The sequence below is a fragment of the Acinetobacter sp. ABJ_C5_2 genome (assembly GCF_044538485.1).
GTDB classification, from domain to species: domain Bacteria; phylum Pseudomonadota; class Gammaproteobacteria; order Pseudomonadales; family Moraxellaceae; genus Acinetobacter; species Acinetobacter nosocomialis_A.
Genome location: NZ_JBIUCS010000037.1, coordinates 1 through 25,936, shown reverse-complemented (window position 1 = coordinate 25,936; position 25,936 = coordinate 1). Strand labels below are relative to the sequence as shown.

The following is a 25,936-nucleotide window of genomic DNA, read 5'->3' as shown; positions in this document are numbered from 1 at the left end:
ATCACATTCGTATTTTATGAATACAGTTTAAGCAAAATTAAATTTTACTTAACACTGACTATAATATTTTAAGGAGAAAGTATTATTACGACCAAATCGTGTGACATTTTAAATTAATTATATCTCTGTACTTAACCACAAAAATCCACCCAGCGTTAAATCATATTCAGCCAGGAAAGATTAAAAAACTCATGAAACTTAAAACAAATTTTTCGCATCTCGCTTATAGCTGTGCATTGGTATTATTCGGTTCCATACAATTTGCCCATGCTGCACCTTTACTCACGTCTCATATCACAAATGAAGTCAGCCCTGCACCTACAGCTAATGCATGGATTGAAGTTGACACTCAAGCTTTTGAAGATAATATTAAAAGGACAAATCAGTTACTTAATGGCAAAACACAACTTTGTGTAGTCATGAAAGCAAATGCATACGGCCATAGTATTGACCTACTTATGCCAAGTGTTATGAAGTTAAACGTATCGTGTATTGGCATCACCAGTAATGCAGAAGCGGCGATGGTTCGTAAGCATGGCTATAAAGGCAAAATTACACGTTTACGTACAGCAACTGATAGTGAAATCATCAATGCACATGCGTTAAATATTGAAGAGCTTTTGGGTAATTATGATCAGGCTGCCCGTATCTCTAAATGGGCAGAAGCGAACAATACAACTGTTCATTATAGCTTGGCTTTAAATTCGGGTGGTATGGATCGTAATGGTCTTGAAATGTCTACAGCTCAAGGTAAAGAACAAGCTGTTGCAATCACTAAGCTTCCAAATCTTAAAATTGACGGCATTATGACCCATTATGCTGTAGAAGATGAAAAATATGTTCGTGAGCGCCTAGCTCAATTTAATGAACAAACAGCATGGTTGATTAAAAAAGCCAAACTGAATCGTAAAGAATTAACATTACATACAGCAAATTCATTTGCTACCGTAAATGTTCCTGAATCACATTTAGATATGGTTCGTGCAGGCGCAATTATTTATGGAGATTTTCCTAATCACCCTGAATTTAAACGCATGATGGCATTTAAAACACAAATTGCTGCAATTAATAATTACCTTAAAGGTTCAACTGTAGGTTATGACCAAACTTATACGTTGACACGTGATTCTAAACTCGCAAACTTGCCTGTAGGTTATTCGGATGGCTACCGTCGTAGTTTTAGTAATAAAGCTTTTGTCTTAGTCAATGGACAAAAAGCGCCAGTGGTTGGTCGAGTATCAATGAATACTGTTATGGTTGATGTAACAGATATTCCAGAAGCCAAAGCGGGCGATGAAGTTGTATTATTTGGACGTCAAGGCAATGCTGAGGTTCAATCTAGTGATTTAACGAGTCTTACAGGCCATATTTTGACAGAGGCCTATACTCCATGGAGTAACTCTAATCCACAAGTGATTAAACCTATTCAATCTCAGCAATCAACGCAAATCAGTAATCATCAAGTTGCAGCAACCGCTGAGTAAACTTTAGGTGAATTGATGAGTAGCCCTATATTTCAAAAAGTATCGGGGCTACTTTTAGTATGACCATATCTCTTAATCTATTACATCCTACTTAAATTCTTATATAAAAAAAGAGCATTTTCATGCCCCTTTTATTTAGTCTTTAGCTTGCATGCTTAAAACTATCAATTTGCTTAATTTCATAAGGCAAACCGACATAGTTTTCAGCCAATGTAGTTTTACCCGCAATTGAACCCAGTACATAACTTAGCTCGGCTTGTTTAATCTTATGATCAAACTCACTTTCAGTTTCAAAACGATGCAATAAGTGAGTCATCCACCAAGAAAAACGCTCTGCTTTCCATACGCGTTGTAGGCATTTTTCAGAGTATTCATTTATACCTTGTTCGGAACCTTCGGCATAATATTCAATAAGTGCACTTGATAAATAAGCAATATCAGACGCAGCAAGATTTAAACCTTTTGCTCCTGTTGGTGGCACAATATGCGCAGCATCACCTGCTAAAAATAGTTTTCCGAAACGCATTGGCTCGGTCACAAAGCTGCGTAACGGCGCGATACTTTTTTCAATAGAAGGTCCGGTGACTAACTTTTCACGGCTTTCAGGGTCTAGGCGGTTTTTTAACTCATCCCAGAACTTTTCATCCGACCAGTCTTCAACGTGATCTGTTAAAGGGACTTGTAAATAATAGCGGCTACGCGTTTCTGAACGCATACTACATAAAGCAAATCCACGCTCTGACTGTACATAAATGAGTTCATCAGCTACAGGTGGGACATCTGCCAACACCCCTAACCAGCCAAACGGATAAACTTTTTCAAAGGTCTTTATTTTATCTTCAGGCACGCTGGCACGGCAGACACCATGGTAACCATCACACCCTGCTATAAAGTCACACTGAATTTGAAAAGCTTTACCTTGGTATTCAAACTCAACTTTTGGTGTAGTATAGAAGTCTTTCACCTGTACATTTTGAGCTTCATAAAATGAAGTGAGCTGCTCTGCTTCACGTGCAGTCATTAAATCTTTGGTGACTTCGGTCTGACCATATACGGTCACTTGTTTACCACCTGTGAGTGCGGCCAAATCAACTCGGTGTAACTCACCGTTGGTCAAGATTTCGATACCCGAATGTGGTAATCCTTTTTCTTTTAAGTTTTGGTCAACGCCGGCTTGTTTCAGTAAGTCGACCGAAACTTGCTCTAAAATTCCTGCACGAATCCGTGAAGCCACATATTCAGCACTACGTTGCTCAACAATAATATGATCGATGCCAGCTTTATATAGAAGTTGCCCAAGCAATAACCCTGCTGGTCCAGATCCAATAATTGCAACCTGTGTCTTTAAAATATCCATAACTTCATCCTTGTTTCATCCTGACTTTTAAATTACTGGCTTTAAGTTTTGTTCACTATGTATCCAAGACGAAAATAACCGTTTATCATCTAGTTTGTCCGAATAGCGGACAGAAACAATCAAAATAACAGGAATGAAAGGATGCCTTCTCTCGATGCTTTTTTAGAGCACCCGAACTCGCATGAGAAAATTCGTCAAGAAGACTACATTGCAGGATTAGCAAAAGGCTTGGCTTTACTGGAAGCTTTTGGAACAGATCGCCAGCGGCTCAATGTCACTCAAGTGGCCGAACGAACTGGCATTAGTCGTACCGCGGCAAGGCGTTATCTAAAAACTTTAAAATACTTAGGCTATTTAGAAACCGATGAACATTACTTTTGGCTCACTCATCGTGTGCTGCGCTTTTCGAGTTCTTATTTAAGCTCGGCCCATCTGCCTAAAGTTGCTCAATCATTTTTAAATCTTTTGTGTGCGCAGACATCACTTACTTTTTCAATTGTGGTGTTAGACGATAACGAAGTGGTGCCGATTGCTCGTAGTTATTTACCGCAGCAAGATAACTTACGCGTTAGTCCTTATGGCATGCATTTAGGAAACCGACTCCCTGCCCATGCAACGTCTACGGGTAAAGTATTGCTGGCAGCATTGTCTGAAGAAGCTCAGCATGCATGGGTAAAAACTTATGGTTTAAAGCGCTTAACCCCTTTTACCATTGTAGATGAGTCAAAGTTTTTTGAAGTACTTAAGGGTATTTCGTTATCGGATTATTGTCTTTCCAAAGAAGAACATGAACTTGGCGTAATTGCGATTGCCGTGCCCGTATTTAACGCCCAAGGTCAAGCCGTTGCTGCGCTTAACTGCATGTCTCAAACCAACCGCGTACAAGAAGATTATTTGGTTCAGCAAATTTTGCCATTGCTACGCAACACGGCAAATGAACTCAGAAATGTGATTTAAATGGACTTAGAAACTCTTGTGATCAGTTAGAGCTGCAAGAGTTTCAGCTCATGATTTTAAATGGCGAACTCTTTGACTTGCTGGCTTGCCAGATCCAATGCATTGCTGCGATAAGCCTGCATGTCTAAGCCTTCTGCATAGATAAATTCAACCTCATGAATGCCCATTAGCCCTAACACAGCTTTGAGATAAGGCGTGACTGCCTCAGTTTCTTGGCCGACATGAATACCACCACGACTACTTACCACCACCGCTTTGACCCCTTCAACCAAACCTTGAGGATAAGTTTCGGTGTAACGGAATGTTTGTCTTGCTCGCGCCACCAAATCAAACCAGTTTTTGAGCTGAGTCGGGACATTTAAGTTGTACATCGGTGCGCCAATGACCAATAAATCGGCACTTTTTAATTCAGCAATTAATTCATCAGACAAAGCGACTATTTGCTGAAGGTCTTGATTGTTATTTTCAGCCCCACGAAGCGCCTGAAAGATTTCCAGATCTAATACAGGCAGGTTCATTTCAGCTAAATTGCGTATGGTAATGGCATCTTGCAAACCTTGATCTTTTCGATGTTCAAGCATCACATCAATTAAGCGATTAGTTTGTGAACCCTCACCCATAATGCTGGATTTTAATACCAATATTTTAGCCATGACCATCTCCACGTTTTTGATGATGCCATATTAACCCCACAATAAATTCAACAGTGGTGATATTATTTCTTATCATTGGTTCCATTTAGGCAACAATCATGCAACATGAGCTAAGTGCAATTTCTATATTTGTGACGGTGGTTGAAGCTGGAAGTTTTGTAAAAGCTGCCGAGCAATTGCATTTAACTCGCTCAGCCATTAGTAAAAATATTGCTCGGCTTGAAGATCAGCTTGGTGTGGCTCTATTTAAAAGGACAACACGTTCGCTCAGCATGACTGATGAAGGCGCTTTGTTTTATGAGCACAGTCGCCGAGCGTTAAGTGAAATACAAAATGCAGCGGCTTTATTAGACCAAGGGAAAATTAACGCGACAGGCCGGTTAAGAATGTCTGTGCCAGTGCTATTTGGGCAACTCTTTGCTGCCCCGCTCATGATTAAATTCGCTCAGCAGCATGCGGACTTACAGCTAGAAATTTCATTTAATGATCGAAATGTAGACTTGGTCGAAGAAGGTTTTGATTTATGTATAAGAATTGGAACACTACCTGACACCACTCAGCTCGTTGCTAAACCGATTGGTGAGCATCGGATGCTACTTTGTGCCTCACCTGACTATTTAAATAAAGCAGGTCCCCTAGAATATATTGAGGACTTAGACCATCACGCGACGATTGCCGATCCGCATTTTGGTCAAATGCAGAAATGGCGACTTCAAAAGGAAAATGACGAGCCATTATTTATTAAACCTAAAGCAAAACTTCTTTTGAATGACTTACAAGCCATTAAAAATGCAGCACTTGCTGGAGCAGGTATTGCTTGGCTACCCGACTGGCTCATTCAAAATGAATTACAGGACGGTAAGCTCGTACAAGTGTTAGAAACCATGTCGAGCATTGCTTTTCCGATTCATTTGGTATGGCCTACACTGCCTTTTATGCCTCTAAAAACCCGTCTTGCAATTGATTATTTGGCGCAACATTTATCACCTGAACTGAACAGACAAGTTTAAAATAAACAAGGCCTTTTGCAGTCATGCTTGCTTTGTGAATATCATAATTTATATAGATCAAACTTAATCTTTTTTAGAAAAAAGCCACATGCAAAGATGTGGCTCAATAGAATTTACTCGTATTTCAATCGAAAACTTTCAAGCAAACTAATCGATATTCTCTTTTTTAGAAGAAGACCCTAAAGCCATACTCGAAAATACGCCATCGCGATAAATCCACGCATGTAATAATGCAGCAGATAGATGACCAATAACGACAGCAAATAATAGCCAAGCCAAAATTCCGTGTAGAGTACGGAACCAAGCGTAAAGCGTAGAGTTGGTTGGTGCTATAGGTGGAAGATCCCAACCCGGAAATAAAGTGACAGGCCAATTACCTGCCGATAGCGTCGCCCATCCGAGCAATGGCAAACTAAACATCAAAATATAAAGTAGCCAATGTGATGCATGGGCAAGAAACGCTTGCCAGCGCGGTACAGACGGCGGCAAAGGTGGAATTGGGTAACAGAGTCGATTTATTAATCTTATGATGACCAATAATAAGATTGCGATTCCTAAAGGACGGTGAATATCGATTAACCACGGACGCCAAGTCATTGAGGTGGTCATTCCTACCCCAATAAATAGCATGGTCAAAATTGCTGCCGCCATAAGCCAATGCAGTATTCGAGCAGTTAAATTAAAATGACGTGGAGCATTATCGTTAGATTTATTTTGCATTGTTCAGCTCTCCTATTTGCCCACGGCATCGGTTGCTTTGCCAAATCCAATTTCACGTAATCGAGCATTGTAAGACTGTGAATAAATCGCCGCTCGTGCTGCAAGTACTGGATCATCTGATAACTCAATTCCGGGTGGCACCAAAGTTGGGTCAAAGTTAATATCACGACAAGCGCCATTTACCTGTTCAGTCACATTTTTGACTTCTAATGTTCCGGCTATAACTTCTTTACGGTCTTTTGGCCAAGGCTGAGATGGGTCATTCACCGGGTCTCCCGGCTCGGCAAGTTGCAAAACTAAGTCCCAATAGAGCGGTCCTTCAGCCAAACGTTTTTTGATGTCTTTAAATAAGAAATCATGGTCAGCTTGATCACGTTGTTCTTTGGTCAGACTAATAAATTTTGAATGAGGACGCATAGACCAACGGACTGGCTGTTCTTGCCCATTGGCTGCCCGCAATATAAAGGCATTTACAACATAAAATTCTGCACCGCTAAAACTACCGGTTAATGGCATTTTTGCCTTTTGCTCAATAGACTTACGTGCTTCGGGATATTCTTTTAAGAAAGCCTCAACAAGGGCTGGATCAGGTTTACCAGTAGACGGAACCGGTTTAAATGCTTTTTGCTGCGCCAAAAAACCTTCAGCATTTCGCGTAGGGAAATAGGGAAAGTTGTTTAATTTCATGCGCCACTGCGAATGATCGGCTGGAGAAAGTAATAAAGCCATACTCACTGTTGCGGTAGAATTATCTGCCGCATGCGGGTTACCGCTTCCAATAGAAAATCGGCCAATTGCTGGTATATCAGACTTGGCAAATACAGTGGCTTTAGACAGTGCTGCTGCCGCACCATTACTATGATAAGTGCCATCAAAACAAATACCTTTACCGTGTGCACGTCGATATCCAGGATCAAAGTTTTTTAATGTGTCGCCCAAAAAAGTTTTGGATGTTATTCGATGTCCAAATAGACCAGCGGTCCAAGCAAATGCCAATACTAAAGCGCCTGCGATTACAGCAATACCCACGAATCGCAGCCAGTACTTCTTTAGAGTTTTAAAATTCAAATTATTCATTCTTCATCCTGTGTAAATTATATAGCTGCATTTATAAAGAAAAGTTTGATCCTATAAAAAGAGTATTACTTATATTGATGGAATTATGTTCAAGATTAGCTAAGTAAATAAAATCCCGAAATTTCTGAAACTAATAGTGATAAGCCTTAATATAATATTTATTTCTGGGCCATATAAGTTACGTACCGTGAGGTTATTATTAAGTTTATTAACATTTGAATGGAGATAAATAAAGCATGGCAACGAAAAATGTAAAAGTCCCCACATTGACAGAGAGAGTCCGAAGAGATGATCTTTTTACTGGCGAAAATAATTGATTCCATGAACCAGATATAACTTATAAGCACTAAAAAAGAGGCCGAAGCCTCTCTATTTTTACTGCATTCAAACTCAGTCATCAATCATAGCGAACTCTTGTTCAGGAGTACCTTTCACCAAATGGTGACGGCTATATAACAAGTAATAGAGTATAAATCCAACGTAAATCAGCGCGGCCAATAACCAAACTTTTGGATTTACCATTAACCCTGCCACTACAGCAACAGCAGCAAGAATCAAGGCGATACAAGACGTCCATATTCCTCCAGGCGTTTTATACGGACGTGATAATTCAGGGCGAGACAAACGTAATTTAATATGGGAGAGCATCATCAACACATAAGAAATTGTTGCACCGAATACTGCCATTAAAATGAGTAAGTCGCCCTCACCTGTTAAAGAGAGTAAGAAGCCAATAATGCCCGGAATGATAATGGCCCAATATGGCGCTTTATTTTCATTAGTAAGCGATAAGTTTTTTGGTAAATATCCCGCACGTGACAATGCAAAAATCTGGCGTGAATAAGCATAAATAATTGAGAAGAAGCTTGCGACAAGTCCAGCAAGACCGACAAAGTTAACAAAGCTTGCCAACCATGTGTGCTGACCATACACCGCAATGAGTGCATCAACTAAAGGCGCTCCCGAATTTTTTAATGCATTTGAACCTGCTGCACCTGCGCCTAAAAATAAAATTAAAAGTGCAAACGATGCCAATATCAACATTGAACCAATCAAGCCTCGTGGCAATGAACGTACTGGATCTTTTGCTTCTTCGGCTGCCAGTGGTACCCCTTCAACCGCAAGGAAAAACCAGATGGCATAAGGTACTGCGGCCCATATTCCCATATAGCCAAATGGTAAAAAGCTACTTGCACCTGCATTAGCGCTGACTGGAATATCAAACAAACGTGCACTGTCAAAATGTGGAAGCATCGCAACAATGAATACGACCAGTGCAATACAAGCAACGGCGGTAATTCCAAACATGATTTTAAGCGCTTCACCTGCACCTTTAAGATGAATGCCCATAAAGACCAAATAGCAAATTAAATAAACAGCCCAGCCGCCAATTCCAAAGAGTGATTGGCAATATGAACCAATAAATACGGCAATGGCGGCAGGTGCAATTGCATATTCAATTAAAATCGCAGTCCCTGTGAGGTATCCTCCAAAAGGACCAAATGCAACGCGGGCAAAACTATAGCCACCGCCAGCAGTGGGCAACATTGTTGACATCTCAGACATTACAAAGCTCATGCAAAGATACATAAACGCGACGATGACTGTTGCAATAAAGAGTCCACCCCAGCCGCCTTGTGCCAGCCCAAAATTCCAACCTGCAAAGTCACCCGAAATGACGTAAGAGACACCTAGCCCCACTAAAAGTAACCAACCTACTGCCCCCTTTTTTAACTGACGTTTTGCAAAATACTCTGCGTCCTGTTGTAAAGCACCAACATCTACGCTTAATTCAGATTCTTTCATTGTCGTATGCCTTATCGACTAAATTTACACCACCAATAGTTGCGCAAAAGATATTCATAAAACTTGACAGCAAAACATCTCCCCGACCACTTGAAGTCAAGTTGATTCATTTTTTCTTTTATAAGATCGACGGCATCTCAACACGAAACGTGTTTAAAAATTAAATTGAGGAGATGGGTTATGTCTGTAGAACAAAATGAATTTTTAAGCCAAGTTCAATTACAAATACTGGCAGAACAAGCAATTAAACAGTATCCATCAGACTATCAAGGACAGGTCAAACTACTGTGTCAGTCTGAAAATGCAACCTATCAAGTTTCGACTGGGTCTGCCCGATATGCACTTCGAATTCACCGCCCCAACTATCACAGCAAACTGGATATACAAAGTGAGCTTGAATGGTTAGATGCTTTAAATGCGAGTGGTATTCAAGTTCCTGTTGCGATTGCAGATCAATCGGGTGAACGCGTAATTACCTTGAAACTATCGAATGATATTTATCGTTATGCAGTCCTTTTCAACTGGGTTGAGGGCGACATGCCAACGGTTGAAGTTGACCCCACTGCATTTGAACAATTAGGACAAATTACCGCAAAGTTGCACGTACATAGTAAGACATGGCAAGCGCCTGAAAACTTTCAACGTATTGTGTGGAACCATGAAACTATGGTCGGTGCAGATGGACACTGGGGAAACTGGAAAAATGCACCTCATTTAAGACCACAAGATCACGGCGTAATTGAAGAAGCCATTGCACAGATTTCGAAAGATTTAAATTTCTTTGGCAAAACCCAAGAACGCTATGGCCTGATTCATGCCGATTTGCGTTTAACTAATCTATTACTACAACAAGAACGTATCGGCGTGATCGATTTTGATGACTGCGGCATGAGTTGGTTTATGCATGACCTCGCCGCTGCAATTAGCTTCAATGAACATTATGCAAATGCGCCTCATTGGGTTGATTACTGGTTAAAAGGCTACGAGCGCGTAGGTCATATTCAGTCTGAAGAATATGAAATGATCCCGACTTTTATCATGCAACGCCGCATTCAAATGATGGCTTGGAATGGTTCTCACGCACTAACAGAAATGGCTCAAAGTCTTGGAGATCAATGGTCCAATGAAACTGTGCGTCTCTGTAAAAAATATTTAAACGGACAAATGCCTGTCGGAATTTGAAAAGTGATTTAGATCGCTTTTCCTCATTTTCAATTTTTAGTTTTTAAATTTTATAGAATTTAAAGGAAGGGTTTATGCAAGCTACCCATCAACTGAGCAAAGTTGCCAAAGCACTATTACTCACCAGTAGTCTGGCAAGTATGATTGTTCTAAGCGCATGTAACTATAACCCTATACAAAGCACATCTCCCGCTGTCGCTATTCCCAAAAAGGAATATATCCAAAAAGGTCAATGGGACGCTTTTAACTTTGACCAACTTAATCAATTGATTGCTACTTATGGAAAAGATAGCCCAAACTACAATCCTGACAAACGCCCGTATATTGTCACTGACTTTGACAATACCTCGGTATTTTTAGACATCGAAGAAGCAACTTTAATTTATCAGCTTGAACACTTAGCCTTTAATGTCACGCCAGAACAGCTTAATCAGATTATTCGCAAAGGAATTAGCTCGCAAAATTTTGAAGCAGCCTACAACAACCAGCAAGGCCAAGCCGTCAATATTGATAAAATCGCCCCTGATATTATTGCGAGCTACTCATGGCTTTATCACCACTATAGCGGTCTAAAAGGCAAGCAAAGTCTGGATCAAATTAAACAAGATCCACATTATCTCGATTTCATTACTAAAATGAGATATCTATATGCGGCAATTGGAGACACGTTTGATCATGAAGTTGCATATCCGTGGGTCACTTATTTATTTACTGGGCTTACCGAACAAGAAGTCCGTAATTTAGTGAAAGCAACGGTGGCTTGGCAAATGCAGCAACCGATTGGACCCGTGACATGGACTTCCCCCGCAGCGCTTTCAGGCCAAGCAGGCATTGTGAAAACTACTTGGGAAAATGGTTTAAGACCATACCGTGAAATGCAAAATCTATTTAAGGCCTTTCAGGACAATGGCATTGATGTCTATGTCTGCTCGGCATCTTTTATTGATGTGATTAAGGAAATTATTTCTAATCCAGAGATCGGCTATAACATTAATGAAAAAAATGCCTACGCCATGGAGCTAGAACGAGATGCACAAAATCGAATTTTACCTGAGTTTCGTCATGACTATGCGCAAACTCAAGGTAAAGGCAAAACCGCAACCATTCAACGTTTTTTAGTCTCTAAATATGGTTACGGACCAATTTTTATCGCAGGTGACAGTGAAGGCGATCAAAATATGATGCAAGATTTTGCGGCGACTCAGAAGGTACTGATTATCAATCGATTGCGCAGTCCGAGTTCTGATATTGGAAAATTTTCTCAGCAGGCTGTGCAGAGCTATGGTCAAGCCAATACTAAGTTCTTATTACAGGGCCGCGATGCCAATACAGGTCAATTTAGCCCCTCAATGGCCAGTTTAAGTTATGGTGCACAAACGGCAAAAACTACAAAAAATTAGTATTTCACTTATTTTCTCATGCCTACAATACATGTTGTATGCATGAGAAGCCGCTTAATTTCTTGTTTTAGTTCTGCCCTGTTTGCCTATCTCTAATGCATTTTCTGCCTTCTTTTAGTTCGCTACCCAACGTTCAATACAACTCTTGATCTCTTCTTAAAGAATCAAGCCTAAAACTTAAAACAGCAACATATAAGTCATTATTTTATAAAAACTTTTAACAACACAAAATCAAGGACGTAAGCAAAAACTGGTATGGCTTTTGCTTAATATAAGAATAGTTAGGAATAAATATCATGAGACTTGACATGTTACATCTCAACCCAGCTCATCTTGTCGATTCAAATATGTGTAATCAAGGTGTATTGTCTGCAGCTGCCTCTGGTTTAAGCGAGTTTATTCGTCATAAAGGTGCAGATGTTGATCGCGTTTTAGGTATTAGTGGTATTAATCCTGAACTTCTAATCAGCCCAACGTTGAGCTTACAACTGCCCAATTATTGCAAGGTGCTAGAACAAGCAGCGCTAGTTTCTGGTTGTGATAATTTTGGCCTGCATTATGGTCAACAGTTTCAACCGAAATCATTAGGGCTCATTGGGTACATTGGTCTTTGTTCAAACACATTAGAATCTGCACTCATGAACATGACCAATAATTTTTATTTGCATCAGAAAGATACCCTTAATCGAATGGTCGATTTGGGAGATAGCTGGCGCATAGATTATCAAGTTCAACACGGCGCGATTTTAACTCGCCGCCAAGATGCAGAACTCACCATGGGCATGTTTATGAATGTGATTCGTGAAGTGATGGGCCCTCATTATTCTCCACGCGCGATTCACTTTGAGCATACTCGACCTGAATTCTGGCAAGAACACAGCAAACTATTTAACGCGCCTGTTTATTTTGATCAGCCTTTTAACTCCATCATCATTTCAAAAAAAGACGTCCAGCATACTATGCCGGGGCGTGATTCTATTTTATTAACAGTAATTTTAGATACGCTGCTGTTACTCAATCGCTCTTCTCAAAGTCAAAGTCTTGCAGATCAGGTTCGCTCTCACATCCAACTTGAACTGAGTGAAGGTGAACCAAACCTTGAAAAAATCGCTCACGATATAGGTTTAACGAGTTGCACCCTTACCCGCCGTTTAAAAAATGAAGGACTGACCTTTACCCATTTAGTCGATCAGGTTCGTTGTGAGTTGGCCGAACATTATATTAAACAAAAAAATATTCCAATTTCAGAAATGGCATTCCTGCTAGGTTACTCAGAAGTAAGTGCTTTATCTCGTGCATTTAAGCGCTGGTTTGGTGTTACACCACGTCAATTAAGACACTAAAACATTGCAAATACAGGCCTTGAATAAAGGCCTTTTTATTATTTAAGTAATTCGAAATAACTTTTACGGCCACAAAATAACTGAACAACAAAATACCCCTCAAATTAGATTTAACATCCAACTTGAAGGGTATTTTTTTATATTTAAAGTGACTTATTTTAATTTTGTTAAGGCTTGATCCAAAGCACCAACTAACCAATCGATATCTTTTATTTGGAAAGCCAAAGGTGGGCGCAGTTTTAATACGTTGCCATAAGGGCCTGCAACTGAGGTTAAAACTCGATGAGTATTTCTAAGCTCTTCAATAAGGTTCAAAGCCAATGCTTTATTCGGCTCTTTTGTCGCTCTATCTTTAACTAGTTCAAACCCTATAAACAGACCAGCGCCACGGACATCGCCAACCATCTCATGTTTATCCATAAGTTTAGTGAGTTCTTTGAGAAGTAGCCCTCCCACATATTTACTATGGGTTTGCAATTCTTCTTCCTGAATGACTTTAAGTACAGCCTGTGCCGCTGCCATAGAAACAGGATTACCGCCAAAGGTATTAAAATATGGAATTTTATCGCTAAAAGCAGCAAGGACTTCACTCTTGGCTAAAAGCCCTGACACTGGAACTCCGTTACCCATTGGTTTACCTGTGGTAATGATATCAGGCACAACATTGTGGCGACCAAAGCCCCAGAAAGAATCGCCAGTGCGCGCGAAACCCGGTTGTACTTCATCGGCAATAAAAATACCGCCATTGGCATGTACAACATCAACCGCTTTTTGTAAGAACCCAACAGGATTAGGCATCACACCGTCAGAAGAAAATATTGAGTCCGCTAAAAAACCTGCAAACTTGATGCCTTTTGCATTCATATCATCAATTTGTTGTTGAATCTGCTGCGCGAACCATTCACCTAAATCATCAGTTTGAATTCGATAATAATCGGGTGCCGGAACTAGACGAGTTGTAGCATCTAAAGGCTGCTCAGTTCCAAGTGCTGGAGAGCATCCTGAGGTTAAGCTACTGGTTCCATGATACGACTCTTGAGACACAATGATTCCTGTACCGCCGCTATATTCACGTGCAATACGAATCGCTAAATCATTCGCTTCCGAACCAGTACACATATACATGGCGCGGTCAATTTCATCGGGAGTGGTTTGTAAAAGTTCTTCGGTATAATCCAAAATATTTTCATGTAAATAACGGGTATGCGTATTGAGCATTTTCATTTGCTCATTTACCGCTTCAATCACCGCAGGATGACAATGACCAATACTGGCAACATTGTTGTAAACATCCAGATATTGATGACCTGCTGCATCCCATAAATATTGCCCCTGTCCTTTTACCAGATGCACGGGATTACGATAAAACAAGCGATAGGATTCACCTAAAATTTTATTTCTTTTATCGGTCAGTTTGCGGGTAGCATGGTCCAGCTCAGCAGCATGTTCTGGACGAAAGCTATTGGTATCCATAATGGTTGAACGCGTACCCATGAATGACTCCTCTATTTATATTCAGCATACTTTTGCGCGAGACGATGACTGACGTAGGCAACTCATACGCTGATTCGAAATATTTCAGTATTTGATTGAAGTTACGCAAACCATATTGCTGAAGTATCTTTAAAAAAACTTGACCTCAGACCACTTAAGCCACGATTTGAAGTCAACTTATTGGCCTGATATTGCAACGCTCACCTATTCTTTTTTTTTCAATAACTCAAATTAACTACACCCATGCTCCACCCATCCAGCTGGCTTTGAGCATGAGTGAATTGTTTTAACCTTTCTCTTTTAATCGTTTTGGCGTAGCCCATATTAGTAGTGCAATACACACAACACATAGGCTTGCAATAATATACAGCGCGGGCGTTGTGCTCCCTGTTATGTCTTTAATATGGCCAACCATAATAGGACTAACAATTCCCCCTACTTGCCCTAATGTATTAATGAGCGCTGTACCACCCGCAGCTCCCGCCCCAGCTCCGACCAAGACTTTAGGTGGTAAATTCCAGAAAGAAGGAATTGCAGCAACAATACCTGCCCCTAATAAAGCAAGCGAAATGACCACAACAACGGGGTTCGCATCAAAGAAACCGGCGGTAAAGAAACCAATAGCACCTAAAGAGAGTAAACCAGCAGTAAATTTTAAACGCTCCCCAGATTTATCTGCTAAACGTCCAACAATTACCATTGTAATTGCTCCCATGAGGTATGGAATGGCACTAAGAAAACCAATCATTTGGGTATCATCAATACCTGAGCTTTTTATTAACTGTGGCCCCCAGAAATTTAAACCATAAGATGCAATCTGAATCAGAAAATAGATAGCACCTAAAATTAATAATCCCGGGGTTTTAATGGCAGCCCATAATGAATGAGAAGCCTTTTCTGGTTGTTTAGGTTCAACCAAACGTTTTAAGTGAACTTTTTCAGAGGATGATAGCCATTGCGCATCATCAATACGATCTTTTAAATAAGTAAGAACACAGAGACCCAGTAAAACACAAGGCACGCCACCGACTAAAAATAACCAATGCCAGCCACGCATGTTCATCACACCATCAAGTGATGTCAACAACACGCCTGAAACTGGTCCTCCAAAGATGCCTGAAAAAGCAGAAGCAAGAAAAAATAATGAAATAATTCGACCACGATAGCTTTGAGGAAACCAAAGCGTCATGTAATACAGCACACCCGGAGCAAAGCCAGCCTCCATTGCACCAATCAAGAAACGTAATACATAAAATTGCCACTCTGTGGTCACACATACCATTAAGGCCGTTGCAACACCCCAAGAAATCATGATGCGCGCAATCCATTTTCTTGCACCAAATTTATGTAGCAATAAATTACTCGGTACTTCAAATATTACATACCCAATTACAAATAAACTGGCACCAAGGCCATAAGCTGTATTGCTTAGAGATAAATCAGCTTGTAACTGAAACTTGGCAAAACTAATGTTGATACGATCAAAAAAGGCAAATAGGTAACACACCATAATTAATGGCATGATTTTCCATGCTACTTTTTTTATTAATTGCTTTTCGGCAATTGCTTCAGCCGATAATTCCATGCTTTGCGTTAAACTCATTTATTTTCTCCTGAAAATGAGCCTCAAGACGCGTCCTATCAAGTTTTTAAAGACGAGTTGACCGATGACGATACGAATATCGTCTCATTTCCAACTATCTTGAGTGACGTATCTTAATTAAGTGATTTGATGTAATCCGGTATAGGATGCAAGTCTGTATTTCTCCCCGCCTTGGCAAGCTGGCTTGGCGTGTCATGCCCTAAAAGAGCTGGTAAGGTTCTGGAAAGTTGAATGAGAGCATCTAAATCAATCGTGGTGGGTATTCCAATTTCCTCACACATATTGACCAAATCTTCAGTACAAATATTTCCAGAAGCCCCTGGTGCAAATGGGCACCCACCTAAACCACCCAATGCAGCATCAAACCGTCTTGCTCCAACCTCATAAGCTGCAAGAACATTAGTTAATCCCAATCCACGTGTATTATGAAAATGTAGGGTCAACTGCTCAGGTGAAATTAACGATAAAACGTGAGAGACAATTCTTTTCACTTGCACTGGGTTGGCCATGCCAGTGGTATCTGCCAGTGTAATGTTATGAATACCCAGTTTTAGATAGTGCTCAACTAGGCTAAACACTTCCGTTTCACTAATCTTGCCTTCAAATGGACAGCCAAACGTTGTCGCAACAGTTCCATTAAACTGTGTTTTACCCTGTAGCTGCGCCACAATTTCGGTAAATCCCGCAAACGATTGAGCTTTAGTCATACGCATATTGGCAAGGTTGTGGGTTTGGCTAGCAGAGAGAACAAGATTCAACTCATTTGCATTGGCTTCAACTGCCCGAAGCGCGCCTTTTAAATTTGGAATTAGCCCAACATAAATAATATCTTTATGGCGTGTAATTCCAGTAAAAACCTCCTCACCATCTCTCAAATTTGGAATCGCTTTTGGCGAGACAAAAGACCCTGCTTCAATTCGAGAGAAACCCATCGTCGACAACTGATTAATTAAATCAATTTTCTTATCGGTAGGTACCCAAGTTGGCTCAATTTGCAAACCATCTCGTGGAGAAACTTCTTGTACAACAAGTAAGTCGGAAAATGCTGTCATTGCACTACTCCCGATACACGCAGGCTTTCAATTTCTTCAGCTTGATAACCGTATTGTTTTAAAACAGATTCGGTATGCTCACCCAACTCAGGACCACGCCATTTGACCTGCCCCGGGGTTTCGGAAAGCTTCGGTACAATACCCGGCATTTTTACCACCTGACCATCAGGCAACTCGGTTGAAAGCAACATATCACGTGCATTAAAGTGCGGATCATTGACCATATCGGCTACAGAATAAATTCGCCCAGATGGAACCTCAGCTTGTTCAAGCTGTTGTAAGACTTCATCAATTGAATGCTGTCGACTCCAAGATTCAATTGCAGCATCGAGTAAATCACTTTGTTGCGCACGCCCATCGTTGTGTTCAAACTCAGGTCGATTTGCCAAATCTTCACGACCAATTACATGCATTAAGCGCTTAAAAATTGGGTCACTGTTTCCTGCAATCACCACAAAAGCGTTGTCTTTGGTTCGATAGGTATTTGAAGGTGCAATACCCGGTAATGAACCTCCAGAACGCTCCCGAATAAAACCATGCAAGTCGTATTCCGGGACAACACTTTCCATAATATTGAAGACACTCTCTGCGAGTGACACGTCAACAATCTGTCCATTACCGTTATTGGTTTTAATATTCACAATCGACATTAAAGCGCCAATCACTGCATGTAATGAAGCAAGTGAGTCACCCAAACTCACGCCAACTCGTGCAGGCGCAGAATCTTGAGAACCCGTTGTATAACGGATTCCGCCCATTGCCTCACCAATTGCACCAAAGCCCGGCTTGTCTTTATAAGGGCCAGATTGCCCATAACCAGATATGCGAACAAAAGTCAGTTTAGGGTTAATTGATTTTAAGGTTTCCCAATCTAACCCCAGCTTTTCAAGCGCACCGGGACGCATGTTTTCGACCAGAATGTCGGTATCGACAATCATCTTTTTGATTAAAGCAATTGCTTCTGGTGACTTAAGATTAAGCGCCAAGGATTTCTTATTACGTGACTGTAAATACCACCACAAAGATGTTCCGTGATGTAACTTACGCCATTTACGAAGTGGATCGCCTTTGCCAATAGGTTCAATTTTTATGACTTCAGCACCGAACTCAGCAAGAATACGTGTTGCAAAAGGAGCTGCAATTAGCGTTCCTATTTCTAGGACTTTTATTTTTTCAAGGGCTAGACTCATAACAATCCATATTATATCTACTTCCGATAGAATTAAATTTATGGCGCAATGAGCAGTAATACAATTCTTAAAAGATCAACAAGTCTTCGTGGTTTGCGAAACCTATGAAATTTATTCAGATGCAATTTCTTTATGTGGATGCATAAAATATTGTTTTAAAAGCAAAGTTACTGGATTTAAAAACTCATCACGCTTGGACACCAGATATAAGTCTCTTTTTGCCCAATCATCGGTTAACTCTACACTTGCCAGCCCTAATGGTTTACCAAAGATTTCAAAAACCTTATGTGGCAAAATCCCAATCCCCATACCAGCCTGTACCATACGGCAAACAGCATCAAAACTTGTCACCAATATTCTGAGTTTGAGCTGTTTTCCTAACGCTTCAGATTTTTGCTGCAAAATTCGGTTAATTGCACTTTGAGTATGTAAGCCAATAAAGTCGTAGTCCAAAGCATCTTCAAAGGAAATGATTTTCTGTTCACTTAAATATTGCTGGTTTTGTATAACCGCGACCAACCGATCGCTACGATAATGATAATAATCCAGATCTTCTGACAAATTCTCAGCAATACAGATGCCTAAGTCAGCAATTTTATTACTTACATTTTGAATGATTTCTATACTTGGACGTTCTTCAAGCTCAATTTTGATTTGAGGATTTTCAACAATAAAAGGATGTAGGCTTTCGGGTAAAAACTGAATGATCGTTGATAAATTTGCCTGTAATCGTACAAAACCTTTAATACCTATTTTGTATTCTTCTAACTCAACCGAAGCTTTATAAACCGAGTCTAAGATGGTTCTGCAATGATAAAGCAGGCTTTCACCAGCAGGTGTAATTTGCATGCCTTTACCATCACGAATAAACAGTTTGGTTCCAATCAAATGCTCCAAATCAGTCAAACGCTTACTTGCGGCAGACAGCGCAATCATATTTTTTTCAGCGGCCTTGCTCAGAGATTTTTCATCACAAACCGATTGGAAAATCGTTAAGGTGACCAAATCCAGTTTACGAATAATATTTTCGATATGCACTACAGATGACCCATCTTATAACTTGAAACTCATAACGCTATAATAAATATATAGAATTATAAAAATTTTATATTTCTCGCCTATGATTCTGATAAATAAAATATTATCAAAAGCTTAAACTTACCAAGTTAAAATCAAATCTAAATTAATTTGCTGAGTATTAAAAGCTGATTATGGAATAACATCATAAAACGATTACAATTCAATTCATACATATGCTTCCCTCAATCATGGACTAAAATTTCTAGCAAAAGAATTTAGAAAACAATCCAACACTACATCTCTTTCCTCCAAACCTTGCGAGCCTAAAACCTGTAGCAGTAAACCGTCTATCAGGTTTACCACCATGTTGGCATCGAATTGTGGCTCACGGATTTCTCCGCTAAAAATCAGGTCAAAAATTTCATGGCGCAGCCATTTTCGATATTCAACCGCCATACGGTAAGCCTTCGGGTGAAGGAGTTTTATTTCAAAAATAGCTTTCAGTAAAAGGTTGTACAGGCTGTTTAAATTGGTATGTAAAACAATAATTTCTTTGATTTTATTTTTTGACGTGTAGTAGCGGCTTGAGTAAATAATGGCGAGCACTTCTTCTCTGAGCAGGCTTTTTTGAAAGGCGATACACATTTCGACTAAGCGCTCTTTTGAGCCAAAATATTTATAAAATGTAGATTTAGTGATTTGGGCTTCTTTAGCAATCAAGTCTACGCCTGAGGTGTGAAAGCCACGAGTGGTAAAGAGTTGAATTGCGGTTTGAATAACCTGTAATTTTTTGGAAGAGATTTCTAAATTTCGCATAATTTTTCCGTTTTAAATTCTTGTTGTTTCTGCATGAGATAAAAAAGCCTGTGCCCTTTTTGGGAGAAAAAAAGGCACAGCAAAGCCGTAAAGACTGTGCTTGGCACATCTCAAGTTTGTTGTTGCTAAGTTTTAAGTAAAAATGACTTTAAGCCTGAAAACCTTAGTGCATTCAAGCTGCTTTAATTTTTAAGCTGTGTCGTTATAGCTTTTGGCACTCGGTGCCAAGAAATAATGGATGTGCAAAGCCAACTCCTTTTTTATTGGGAGTTCTGCCGACATGAATAGAAATTATGGTGGCAGAACGGAAGAAGGTTCGCGGACTGGTACAACAACCAGCACACCCGAAGGTGTCCCTCTCCCGTCCTACCGCTACGGGAGGAGACGAGGAGATGCTCACACAAAATTATCCCTCAGAAAGGAATAATTCTGATGCTGTTGTACTCGGTCCGCGACGACCGGCTGGTAATGTGACCAGCAGGCAAAGAATAGTGCCCAACCCTTTTGCAGTCAAGCACGCAAAATGCCATTTGTTTTAAATTAAATCATTAGAAAAGTAAGGCTAAATAATGAGGGAGTTATTGTTAAGTGGGGCGTTATAGAGTGGAAAAATTTATATAGATATATTAGTTTAGATAGAACTTTTTATTTTAAAATTAAAAGTTACCTTTGTTTTATAAAGATTTTAAAAATTAATCAAACAACGGTAACTTTCAGATCAGATCTAAGTAAATTTTGGATTCTATTTTCGTCAAATAGTTTCGTTAATTAATCTATCCAGTGAGTCCATCTGTGGATTCAATATGAATATTATCAATAAGATGTTCTTTATTGATATAGATAGTAACTCGACCAGACTGATACTCCTCTGTAATCTTGTCTTCGGGATAAACAATACGAACTTTTCTTCCTAATAATTGCTTTATCAAAATCAGCCCACTTTCATTTGAAAGCTTTAAGGTGGGCCAAGGCAATATTGGGCCGTCCCCAGGACCATCTCCAATAACTTTTTCACCTAAGCTCACTAAATTTTGATTTATATAAGGTTCAATCTTAATATCATATATTCGATGATCTTCAGCGATATGGATAGTGACTCGCCCAGACTCATATTCCTCAGTAATCTTATCTTCTGTATAAACAATACGAACCTTTTTTGCTATGAGATCATTTATCAAAATTGGCATACTTTTCACTGACCATGGCCAGTGAGTCCAATGGTCGTTACCATTACTCATAAAATTTTCCTCCATCCTTGCTCTATAATTAAAAATAACACAGATAAGTGTAAAAAATTATATGATTAATACTTAATAAATAAGTATCTTAGCTATATATAATTTGACTATTCTTCAATTAAAAATAGAAATCATTTAAAAATGGTTTTAGATAAGTTAGAGCTTCTGAAATATTTTGATCATAGGTTTTGTTTTTATCCCATTTTTTTATCGCCTCATCAATCCGATTTATTAAATTATTTTCTTTTGATTTTCTAACTACTTTATTTAAAAGCCTACCAATAGCATTCTCATATACTTTCAAATCATATAATTCATAATTATATATTTTTTCAATTTCATTATCAGAAACATCTAATTCTATTTTTAAATCAAAATCTTGATTATTAATAGGATCAATAAAGTAAGTTTCTTCTTTGTTTTCTCCTATATAGTTACTAGCCAGTGAGAGTACTACTCTGAAGGCACCAAAGTATTCGATGTATCCAAATATTCGCTTTAGTTCATTACTTGCCTTTATATGAACACAATGAAAGGGAATATCTTTATTTCTATTTTTAACAAAATCTTTATCAATTGAATAAAAATATCCAAAGCAAGGCTCCCGATTTTCCAATAAGTACCCAGTTGCCAAATCACATTGCTTTAAATCAATTCCCATTAAAAAAGTCATTGCCAATGCCGTTTTAACAAGCGATCTACCAGATTCTTCACCACCAAAATTTATTTCATCATGTATTATCTGATTCATTGGGGCAATATTTTGTTTTAATTTTTCACTTATAGAATTTTGAGATTCACTACTTATATTATTTTCTTTAAATACTTTTTTTAAAATATCTTTAGCAATTTTAAAATTTGGAGCTTCAATTTTAATATTCAAACTTCCATCTGGATTTTTTTCAATATGCTCAGTTGGACGAGTTAAAAGAAAATCACCTTGAGGTTGCTTTAGATATTGATTACCATCTAAAGTATTTACTAAATAATTAGGAAGTTTTTTCTCTCTCTTAATATTCAAAGACGTTGAAAAGAAAGCTAGTTGATTAGCTAATGTAGAATCCCAATTATGACCAAACTTATTATTACATGTGCGACATATAAAATTTTTAATTTTTAGACGACCACCTATAGCTTGTGGTATAACATGCTCTTCTGATTGATTTTCTTTACTTATAAAAGTATTACATAATGCGCAATTATTCATGATTTTTACCAAAAAACCTTTATTCAAACTATTTAACACCAATATCATTACATGTAAATTTAAATACTCACCTAATTAGACAAAAGCTAAGTACAATAACCATGACTTAGCTTTGAATCAAAATCTGTAATATCTAAAACTATGGAAAGAAATGAATACCACGAAGAAAAACACACAAAGTTTATCTATTCGAGTAAAAGACGTATTCAGCGAAGGGTTCTACAATTAGAAAAACTTACGGCTGAGGCTATTCATAACTACATTCACCTCAACTACAAAGATGAATGGTTTGAAAGTAACTTTTCAATTTTAAGTTGTTGGAAATTTTCTAAAAAAGACTTTGATAACACTGACAAATTTTGGTGTGATGCCATTTATTTTGAAGACTTCCATATAGAAAAGGAACGAGTATTTACTTTTAATGGACACGCATGGATTGGCTTGGTAAGCAACGTTGGAACAGAATGGAAAGTTCCAGTCTCAGGAAAATTTTGTATCAGTTCAAATGGGAAAACTTTAAAAAGCTATACCTTAACTTTTTACAATGAAAGTCAGGAATTAATTTTGGCAAAAAATAGAAAATGCTAAAACTTCAAAAAAGAGTTCCCCCCCTTTTGCACTCAAGTTAGAACTCTGATCGAAGTTTAATACCTTCTAATTTATTAATAATAGGCTTGCTCATATCACAATTTACCGTTGCAAGCTGTTCATCTTCTTGCATTACAGTGATACCAGCTGAGTTTTTACGTGTACTTCTATCAAAGCTATGAAAAACATCATAGACGATCTTGCCATTTGGGATTTGAATTGAATAATTTTCATCACGACCTATGCCAGCCCATTGATAGGTCGTTACTTTATTGCGAGGAATAGACAATGCTATTTCAGGCGTTTTCAGCGATTTGCCAAAAGAATATTGAATAGTCTTATCCGCATCAACGACCTTTATTACTTTATTATTTTTTGTAGTACATTGAAATATAGTTTCAGCATAAACGGGTGCTACAGCAAAGAAGCTATATGAAACTACAATTAAACGAATTAATGTTTTTTTCATAATAATCAACTACAAATATTCGTATCTTCACAACGAATCCAACCAGTTGTGGTTTTGTGATTCTTATTAACATAAGAAATATTTAACCATCTAGAGTAAACCCCTGAAATACTAAATTTGTCACCTGAAATAAGATAACCAGCTTTTTCAGAATTTAGCCCAGCCTCTTTATAAATTTCAGTTTTATTTTTCACAACACCAAACTTTAACTGATTACTCCACCAGTTTTTAAAAAAATTGGAATTTAATTCTTTTTGTACATCATTAACTACCGAATAAGGATATTTCCACATTGTTTTATAGCTTTTAACTTCGACTAAATTCGCCCCATCACCAAAAAAATCAGTCATCTTTTTATTAGCTTTACAAGTAAAGTCATAACAATCAAATACTTTCATGAAATTATACTTACCATTTTCATATACATATTTAGGATTTTCTCCATACTGATCTGTTAAAACATAAGTAGAAATAAATAAATGATTAACACCATCTATTTTTTGAAAAAAGTAATAATTTACTTTAGGGCTATCTCCAAAATATCCAAATGTTTCTATTTTTTTAGATTTCTGATGACAATCAGTTAGGTAGGCATCCAAATCATACATATTTTCATTATTATAATGACTATAATCCTTTTTAAAATTAATGCACTTATTTGTATCGGCATATACATTAAAGGATAAAAATACAAATAGAATCCATATATATTTTTTCACTTATACTCTCTATAATTTACTATAAACTCTGTTGTGCCATGTTTTCTCTATTATTTTAGCATTATTTAAAGTTATAGGGGACAAAAATCCCCCAGCTTTAAAGCAACTAAAGTTATATTTTAAAGTATCTAGCTATTTATAATTTTTTTCCAGCCATTTTTTAATTGATGCTATATCTTTAAATTTAAAGCTCAAATATTCATCAGAAACACCATCTAATCCAGAACTATTTTCACCTAAAATATTAGTTATTGGATCTATTTTTATATTATTATTTATCTTTTTTATTTTATATAAATCAACAGAATAGACAGTCCCTTGAGGTGAAGGATAACAGCACCATTTTTGAGTATGTAGAGTAATTAAAATAGGTTCACTATTTTTCTTTTTATACACACTAACCGCAGCTAGTTTTTGAGGATTATCACCACCATCCATACTGTATTTATTTAAAAAATTTTTTTTATTTTTAGAAACTAAAGTGTTTTCAATAAAAGGGTTCCGTTCAGAATCGCAGGATTTACTAATAAGTTCAAAATCATTTTTTGTATATACTGTGAGTTTAGTAATTTGAGTTTTACAAAATTTTTCTGTATCAACTAAACTGTCTGCATCTCCAGTTGATACTATAAAAAAACTACTAATAAACATCATTAATTTAATTATTCTCATTTTTCACCTTCTATACCTTTAAATATTTTTCTCTATCACTTAATTACGATTAAAAAGACAGCATTAGCGCAGTCGACAGAATTTTAAATACAGGTTCATTCATATTCAAAAACATTAATCTATTTATAATTTTTATCTAACCATTTTTTGATTGAAACAATATTTTTATATTTATAATAACTTACTACATCGGTTTTACCTTCAAATCCGCTAGCATTATCTTTTAACAATTTCTTAGCAATATCTTTTAATGTAATCCTTTCACCTTGCTTTTTTATTTCATAAATATTTACTTGATAAGAGTAGCCTTCAATCTGTGGAGTACAGCAAAAATATGCTGAGGTAATTGATATTAATAACGGATTTTTACTAATCTTAGGGCTATAAATACTGACAGCTATAACTTTTGGTTCCTCATTGGCAGCGAACTCAGCAAATTCATTAAGAAATATATTTTGATTTACCCCAACTAAGTAATTTTTTAAAAATTTTCCTTCTTCTGCATCACAACGTAAGCTTTTAAAATTATAATCATTTTTACCAAAAACACTCAGGCCAACCGATTGACTTTGTTCACATTTATCTTGAGCATACAAGTTTTTTATACTTACCGTATACAAAAAAAATAGTAAGAAAAACTTAAATATACTTTTCATTCTATCTATATCCTAACAATTTAATTAAAAATAGTTTTAGCTCTTGCAAAATTCTTCTACCGATTAATATGTGAGTCTGTGCTTTTATTAATAATTTTTGTAATAGCATCTACTTGCATATTAGTCGAAATAATTAATGCTAACTACAAACGTTAGTATCATTACAATCAATCCAACCAGTAATTTTTTTACCATTTTTATTGATATAAATTATATTCAACCA

General features: G+C 37.8%; 24 protein-coding genes. 7 read left to right on the top strand and 17 right to left on the bottom strand.

Annotated elements, in window-relative coordinates; translation table 11 throughout:
• Nucleotides 1-191 precede the first annotated feature (191 nt).
• Nucleotides 192-1,484, top strand: a complete 1,293-nt coding sequence (gene alr, locus ACH8JV_RS17850) for an alanine racemase (protein WP_068936012.1) — start codon at nt 192-194, stop codon at nt 1,482-1,484.
• 142 nt (nt 1,485-1,626) lie between these two features.
• On the opposite strand, the gene pobA is transcribed toward alr, so the two are convergent.
• Nucleotides 1,627-2,841: a 4-hydroxybenzoate 3-monooxygenase gene (gene pobA, locus ACH8JV_RS17845; protein ID WP_396522870.1), complete on the bottom strand. Its 1,215-nt coding sequence runs from the start codon at nt 2,839-2,841 to the stop codon at nt 1,627-1,629.
• Nucleotides 2,842-2,982: 141 nt separating this feature from the next.
• On the opposite strand from pobA, the gene pobR reads away from it, so the two are divergent.
• On the top strand, nt 2,983-3,798 hold the full coding sequence (gene pobR, locus ACH8JV_RS17840) for an IclR family transcriptional regulator PobR (RefSeq protein ID WP_336168828.1): 816 nt from the start codon (nt 2,983-2,985) through the stop codon (nt 3,796-3,798).
• Nucleotides 3,799-3,854: 56 nt separating this feature from the next.
• Here pobR and ACH8JV_RS17835 read toward each other — a convergent pair whose 3' ends face one another.
• On the bottom strand, nt 3,855-4,451 hold the full coding sequence (locus tag ACH8JV_RS17835; protein ID WP_396522868.1) for an NAD(P)H-dependent oxidoreductase: 597 nt from the start codon (nt 4,449-4,451) through the stop codon (nt 3,855-3,857).
• Between the two features lie 98 nt (nt 4,452-4,549).
• On the opposite strand from ACH8JV_RS17835, the gene ACH8JV_RS17830 reads away from it, so the two are divergent.
• Nucleotides 4,550-5,461: a LysR family transcriptional regulator gene (locus ACH8JV_RS17830; protein ID WP_396522866.1), complete on the top strand. Its 912-nt coding sequence runs from the start codon at nt 4,550-4,552 to the stop codon at nt 5,459-5,461.
• Nucleotides 5,462-5,608: 147 nt separating this feature from the next.
• Here the strand turns inward: ACH8JV_RS17830 and ACH8JV_RS17825 are convergent, their stop codons facing one another.
• The 3 genes from ACH8JV_RS17825 to eat all read right to left on the bottom strand — a co-directional run bounded on the left by ACH8JV_RS17825 (nt 5,609) and on the right by eat (nt 9,064).
• Complete coding sequence (locus tag ACH8JV_RS17825) at nt 5,609-6,181, bottom strand: cytochrome b (RefSeq protein ID WP_396522864.1); 573 nt, start codon at nt 6,179-6,181, stop codon at nt 5,609-5,611.
• A gap of 12 nt (nt 6,182-6,193) precedes the next feature.
• Nucleotides 6,194-7,258, bottom strand: coding sequence for a catalase family peroxidase (locus ACH8JV_RS17820; RefSeq protein ID WP_396522862.1), 1,065 nt, complete (start codon nt 7,256-7,258; stop codon nt 6,194-6,196).
• A 390-nt stretch (nt 7,259-7,648) separates the two neighbouring features.
• A complete protein-coding gene (eat, locus tag ACH8JV_RS17815) occupies nt 7,649-9,064 on the bottom strand; it encodes an ethanolamine permease (RefSeq protein ID WP_396522861.1) in 1,416 nt (471 codons plus the stop codon).
• Between the two features lie 180 nt (nt 9,065-9,244).
• Here eat and ACH8JV_RS17810 point away from each other — a divergent pair, with 180 nt between their 5' ends.
• The 3 genes from ACH8JV_RS17810 to ACH8JV_RS17800 all read left to right on the top strand — a co-directional run bounded on the left by ACH8JV_RS17810 (nt 9,245) and on the right by ACH8JV_RS17800 (nt 12,989).
• On the top strand, nt 9,245-10,246 hold the full coding sequence (locus tag ACH8JV_RS17810; protein ID WP_396522859.1) for a phosphotransferase enzyme family protein: 1,002 nt from the start codon (nt 9,245-9,247) through the stop codon (nt 10,244-10,246).
• 74 nt (nt 10,247-10,320) lie between these two features.
• Nucleotides 10,321-11,646, top strand: coding sequence for a haloacid dehalogenase-like hydrolase (locus ACH8JV_RS17805; protein WP_396522857.1), 1,326 nt, complete (start codon nt 10,321-10,323; stop codon nt 11,644-11,646).
• A 308-nt stretch (nt 11,647-11,954) separates the two neighbouring features.
• Entirely contained in the window at nt 11,955-12,989 is a 1,035-nt protein-coding gene (locus tag ACH8JV_RS17800) for an AraC family transcriptional regulator (RefSeq protein ID WP_396522872.1), read from the top strand.
• Nucleotides 12,990-13,142: 153 nt separating this feature from the next.
• On the opposite strand, the gene ACH8JV_RS17795 is transcribed toward ACH8JV_RS17800, so the two are convergent.
• The 8 genes from ACH8JV_RS17795 to ACH8JV_RS17760 all read right to left on the bottom strand — a co-directional run bounded on the left by ACH8JV_RS17795 (nt 13,143) and on the right by ACH8JV_RS17760 (nt 22,609).
• Complete coding sequence (locus ACH8JV_RS17795; protein WP_049836282.1) at nt 13,143-14,483, bottom strand: aspartate aminotransferase family protein; 1,341 nt, start codon at nt 14,481-14,483, stop codon at nt 13,143-13,145.
• 286 nt (nt 14,484-14,769) lie between these two features.
• Nucleotides 14,770-16,086, bottom strand: coding sequence for an MFS transporter (locus ACH8JV_RS17790; RefSeq protein WP_396522854.1), 1,317 nt, complete (start codon nt 16,084-16,086; stop codon nt 14,770-14,772).
• Between the two features lie 113 nt (nt 16,087-16,199).
• The gene (locus ACH8JV_RS17785) at nt 16,200-17,138 is read right to left on the bottom strand and encodes a hydroxymethylglutaryl-CoA lyase (RefSeq protein ID WP_396522852.1); all 939 of its coding nucleotides are present in this window, start codon (nt 17,136-17,138) and stop codon (nt 16,200-16,202) included.
• Nucleotides 17,135-18,328, bottom strand: a complete 1,194-nt coding sequence (locus ACH8JV_RS17780) for a CaiB/BaiF CoA-transferase family protein (protein WP_000050378.1) — start codon at nt 18,326-18,328, stop codon at nt 17,135-17,137. The genes ACH8JV_RS17785 and ACH8JV_RS17780 overlap by 4 nt, the downstream gene beginning before the upstream one ends.
• A gap of 111 nt (nt 18,329-18,439) precedes the next feature.
• Nucleotides 18,440-19,366 carry a LysR family transcriptional regulator gene (locus ACH8JV_RS17775; RefSeq protein ID WP_032060993.1) on the bottom strand — a complete coding sequence of 309 codons (927 nt, stop codon included), beginning with the start codon at nt 19,364-19,366 and terminating at the stop codon, nt 18,440-18,442.
• Nucleotides 19,367-19,594: 228 nt separating this feature from the next.
• Entirely contained in the window at nt 19,595-20,164 is a 570-nt protein-coding gene (locus tag ACH8JV_RS17770; protein ID WP_396522849.1) for a TetR/AcrR family transcriptional regulator, read from the bottom strand.
• 773 nt (nt 20,165-20,937) lie between these two features.
• Nucleotides 20,938-21,402, bottom strand: coding sequence for a hypothetical protein (locus ACH8JV_RS17765; protein ID WP_396522847.1), 465 nt, complete (start codon nt 21,400-21,402; stop codon nt 20,938-20,940).
• 118 nt (nt 21,403-21,520) lie between these two features.
• A complete protein-coding gene (locus ACH8JV_RS17760; protein WP_396522845.1) occupies nt 21,521-22,609 on the bottom strand; it encodes an HNH endonuclease in 1,089 nt (362 codons plus the stop codon).
• Nucleotides 22,610-22,750: 141 nt separating this feature from the next.
• Between ACH8JV_RS17760 and ACH8JV_RS17755 the strand changes: the two genes are divergently transcribed.
• Entirely contained in the window at nt 22,751-23,197 is a 447-nt protein-coding gene (locus ACH8JV_RS17755) for a hypothetical protein (RefSeq protein ID WP_396522843.1), read from the top strand.
• Nucleotides 23,198-23,234: 37 nt separating this feature from the next.
• On the opposite strand, the gene ACH8JV_RS17750 is transcribed toward ACH8JV_RS17755, so the two are convergent.
• From ACH8JV_RS17750 to ACH8JV_RS17735, 4 genes are all read right to left on the bottom strand, one after another.
• Nucleotides 23,235-23,666, bottom strand: coding sequence for a hypothetical protein (locus ACH8JV_RS17750; RefSeq protein WP_396522841.1), 432 nt, complete (start codon nt 23,664-23,666; stop codon nt 23,235-23,237).
• Nucleotides 23,667-23,671: 5 nt separating this feature from the next.
• Nucleotides 23,672-24,385: a hypothetical protein gene (locus tag ACH8JV_RS17745; protein ID WP_396522839.1), complete on the bottom strand. Its 714-nt coding sequence runs from the start codon at nt 24,383-24,385 to the stop codon at nt 23,672-23,674.
• Between the two features lie 132 nt (nt 24,386-24,517).
• Nucleotides 24,518-25,057 (bottom strand): hypothetical protein, encoded by a 540-nt coding sequence (locus ACH8JV_RS17740; protein WP_396522837.1) that lies wholly within the window; start codon nt 25,055-25,057, stop codon nt 24,518-24,520.
• A 119-nt stretch (nt 25,058-25,176) separates the two neighbouring features.
• Entirely contained in the window at nt 25,177-25,713 is a 537-nt protein-coding gene (locus ACH8JV_RS17735; protein ID WP_396522835.1) for a hypothetical protein, read from the bottom strand.
• Between the last annotated feature and the right edge of the window lie 223 nt (nt 25,714-25,936).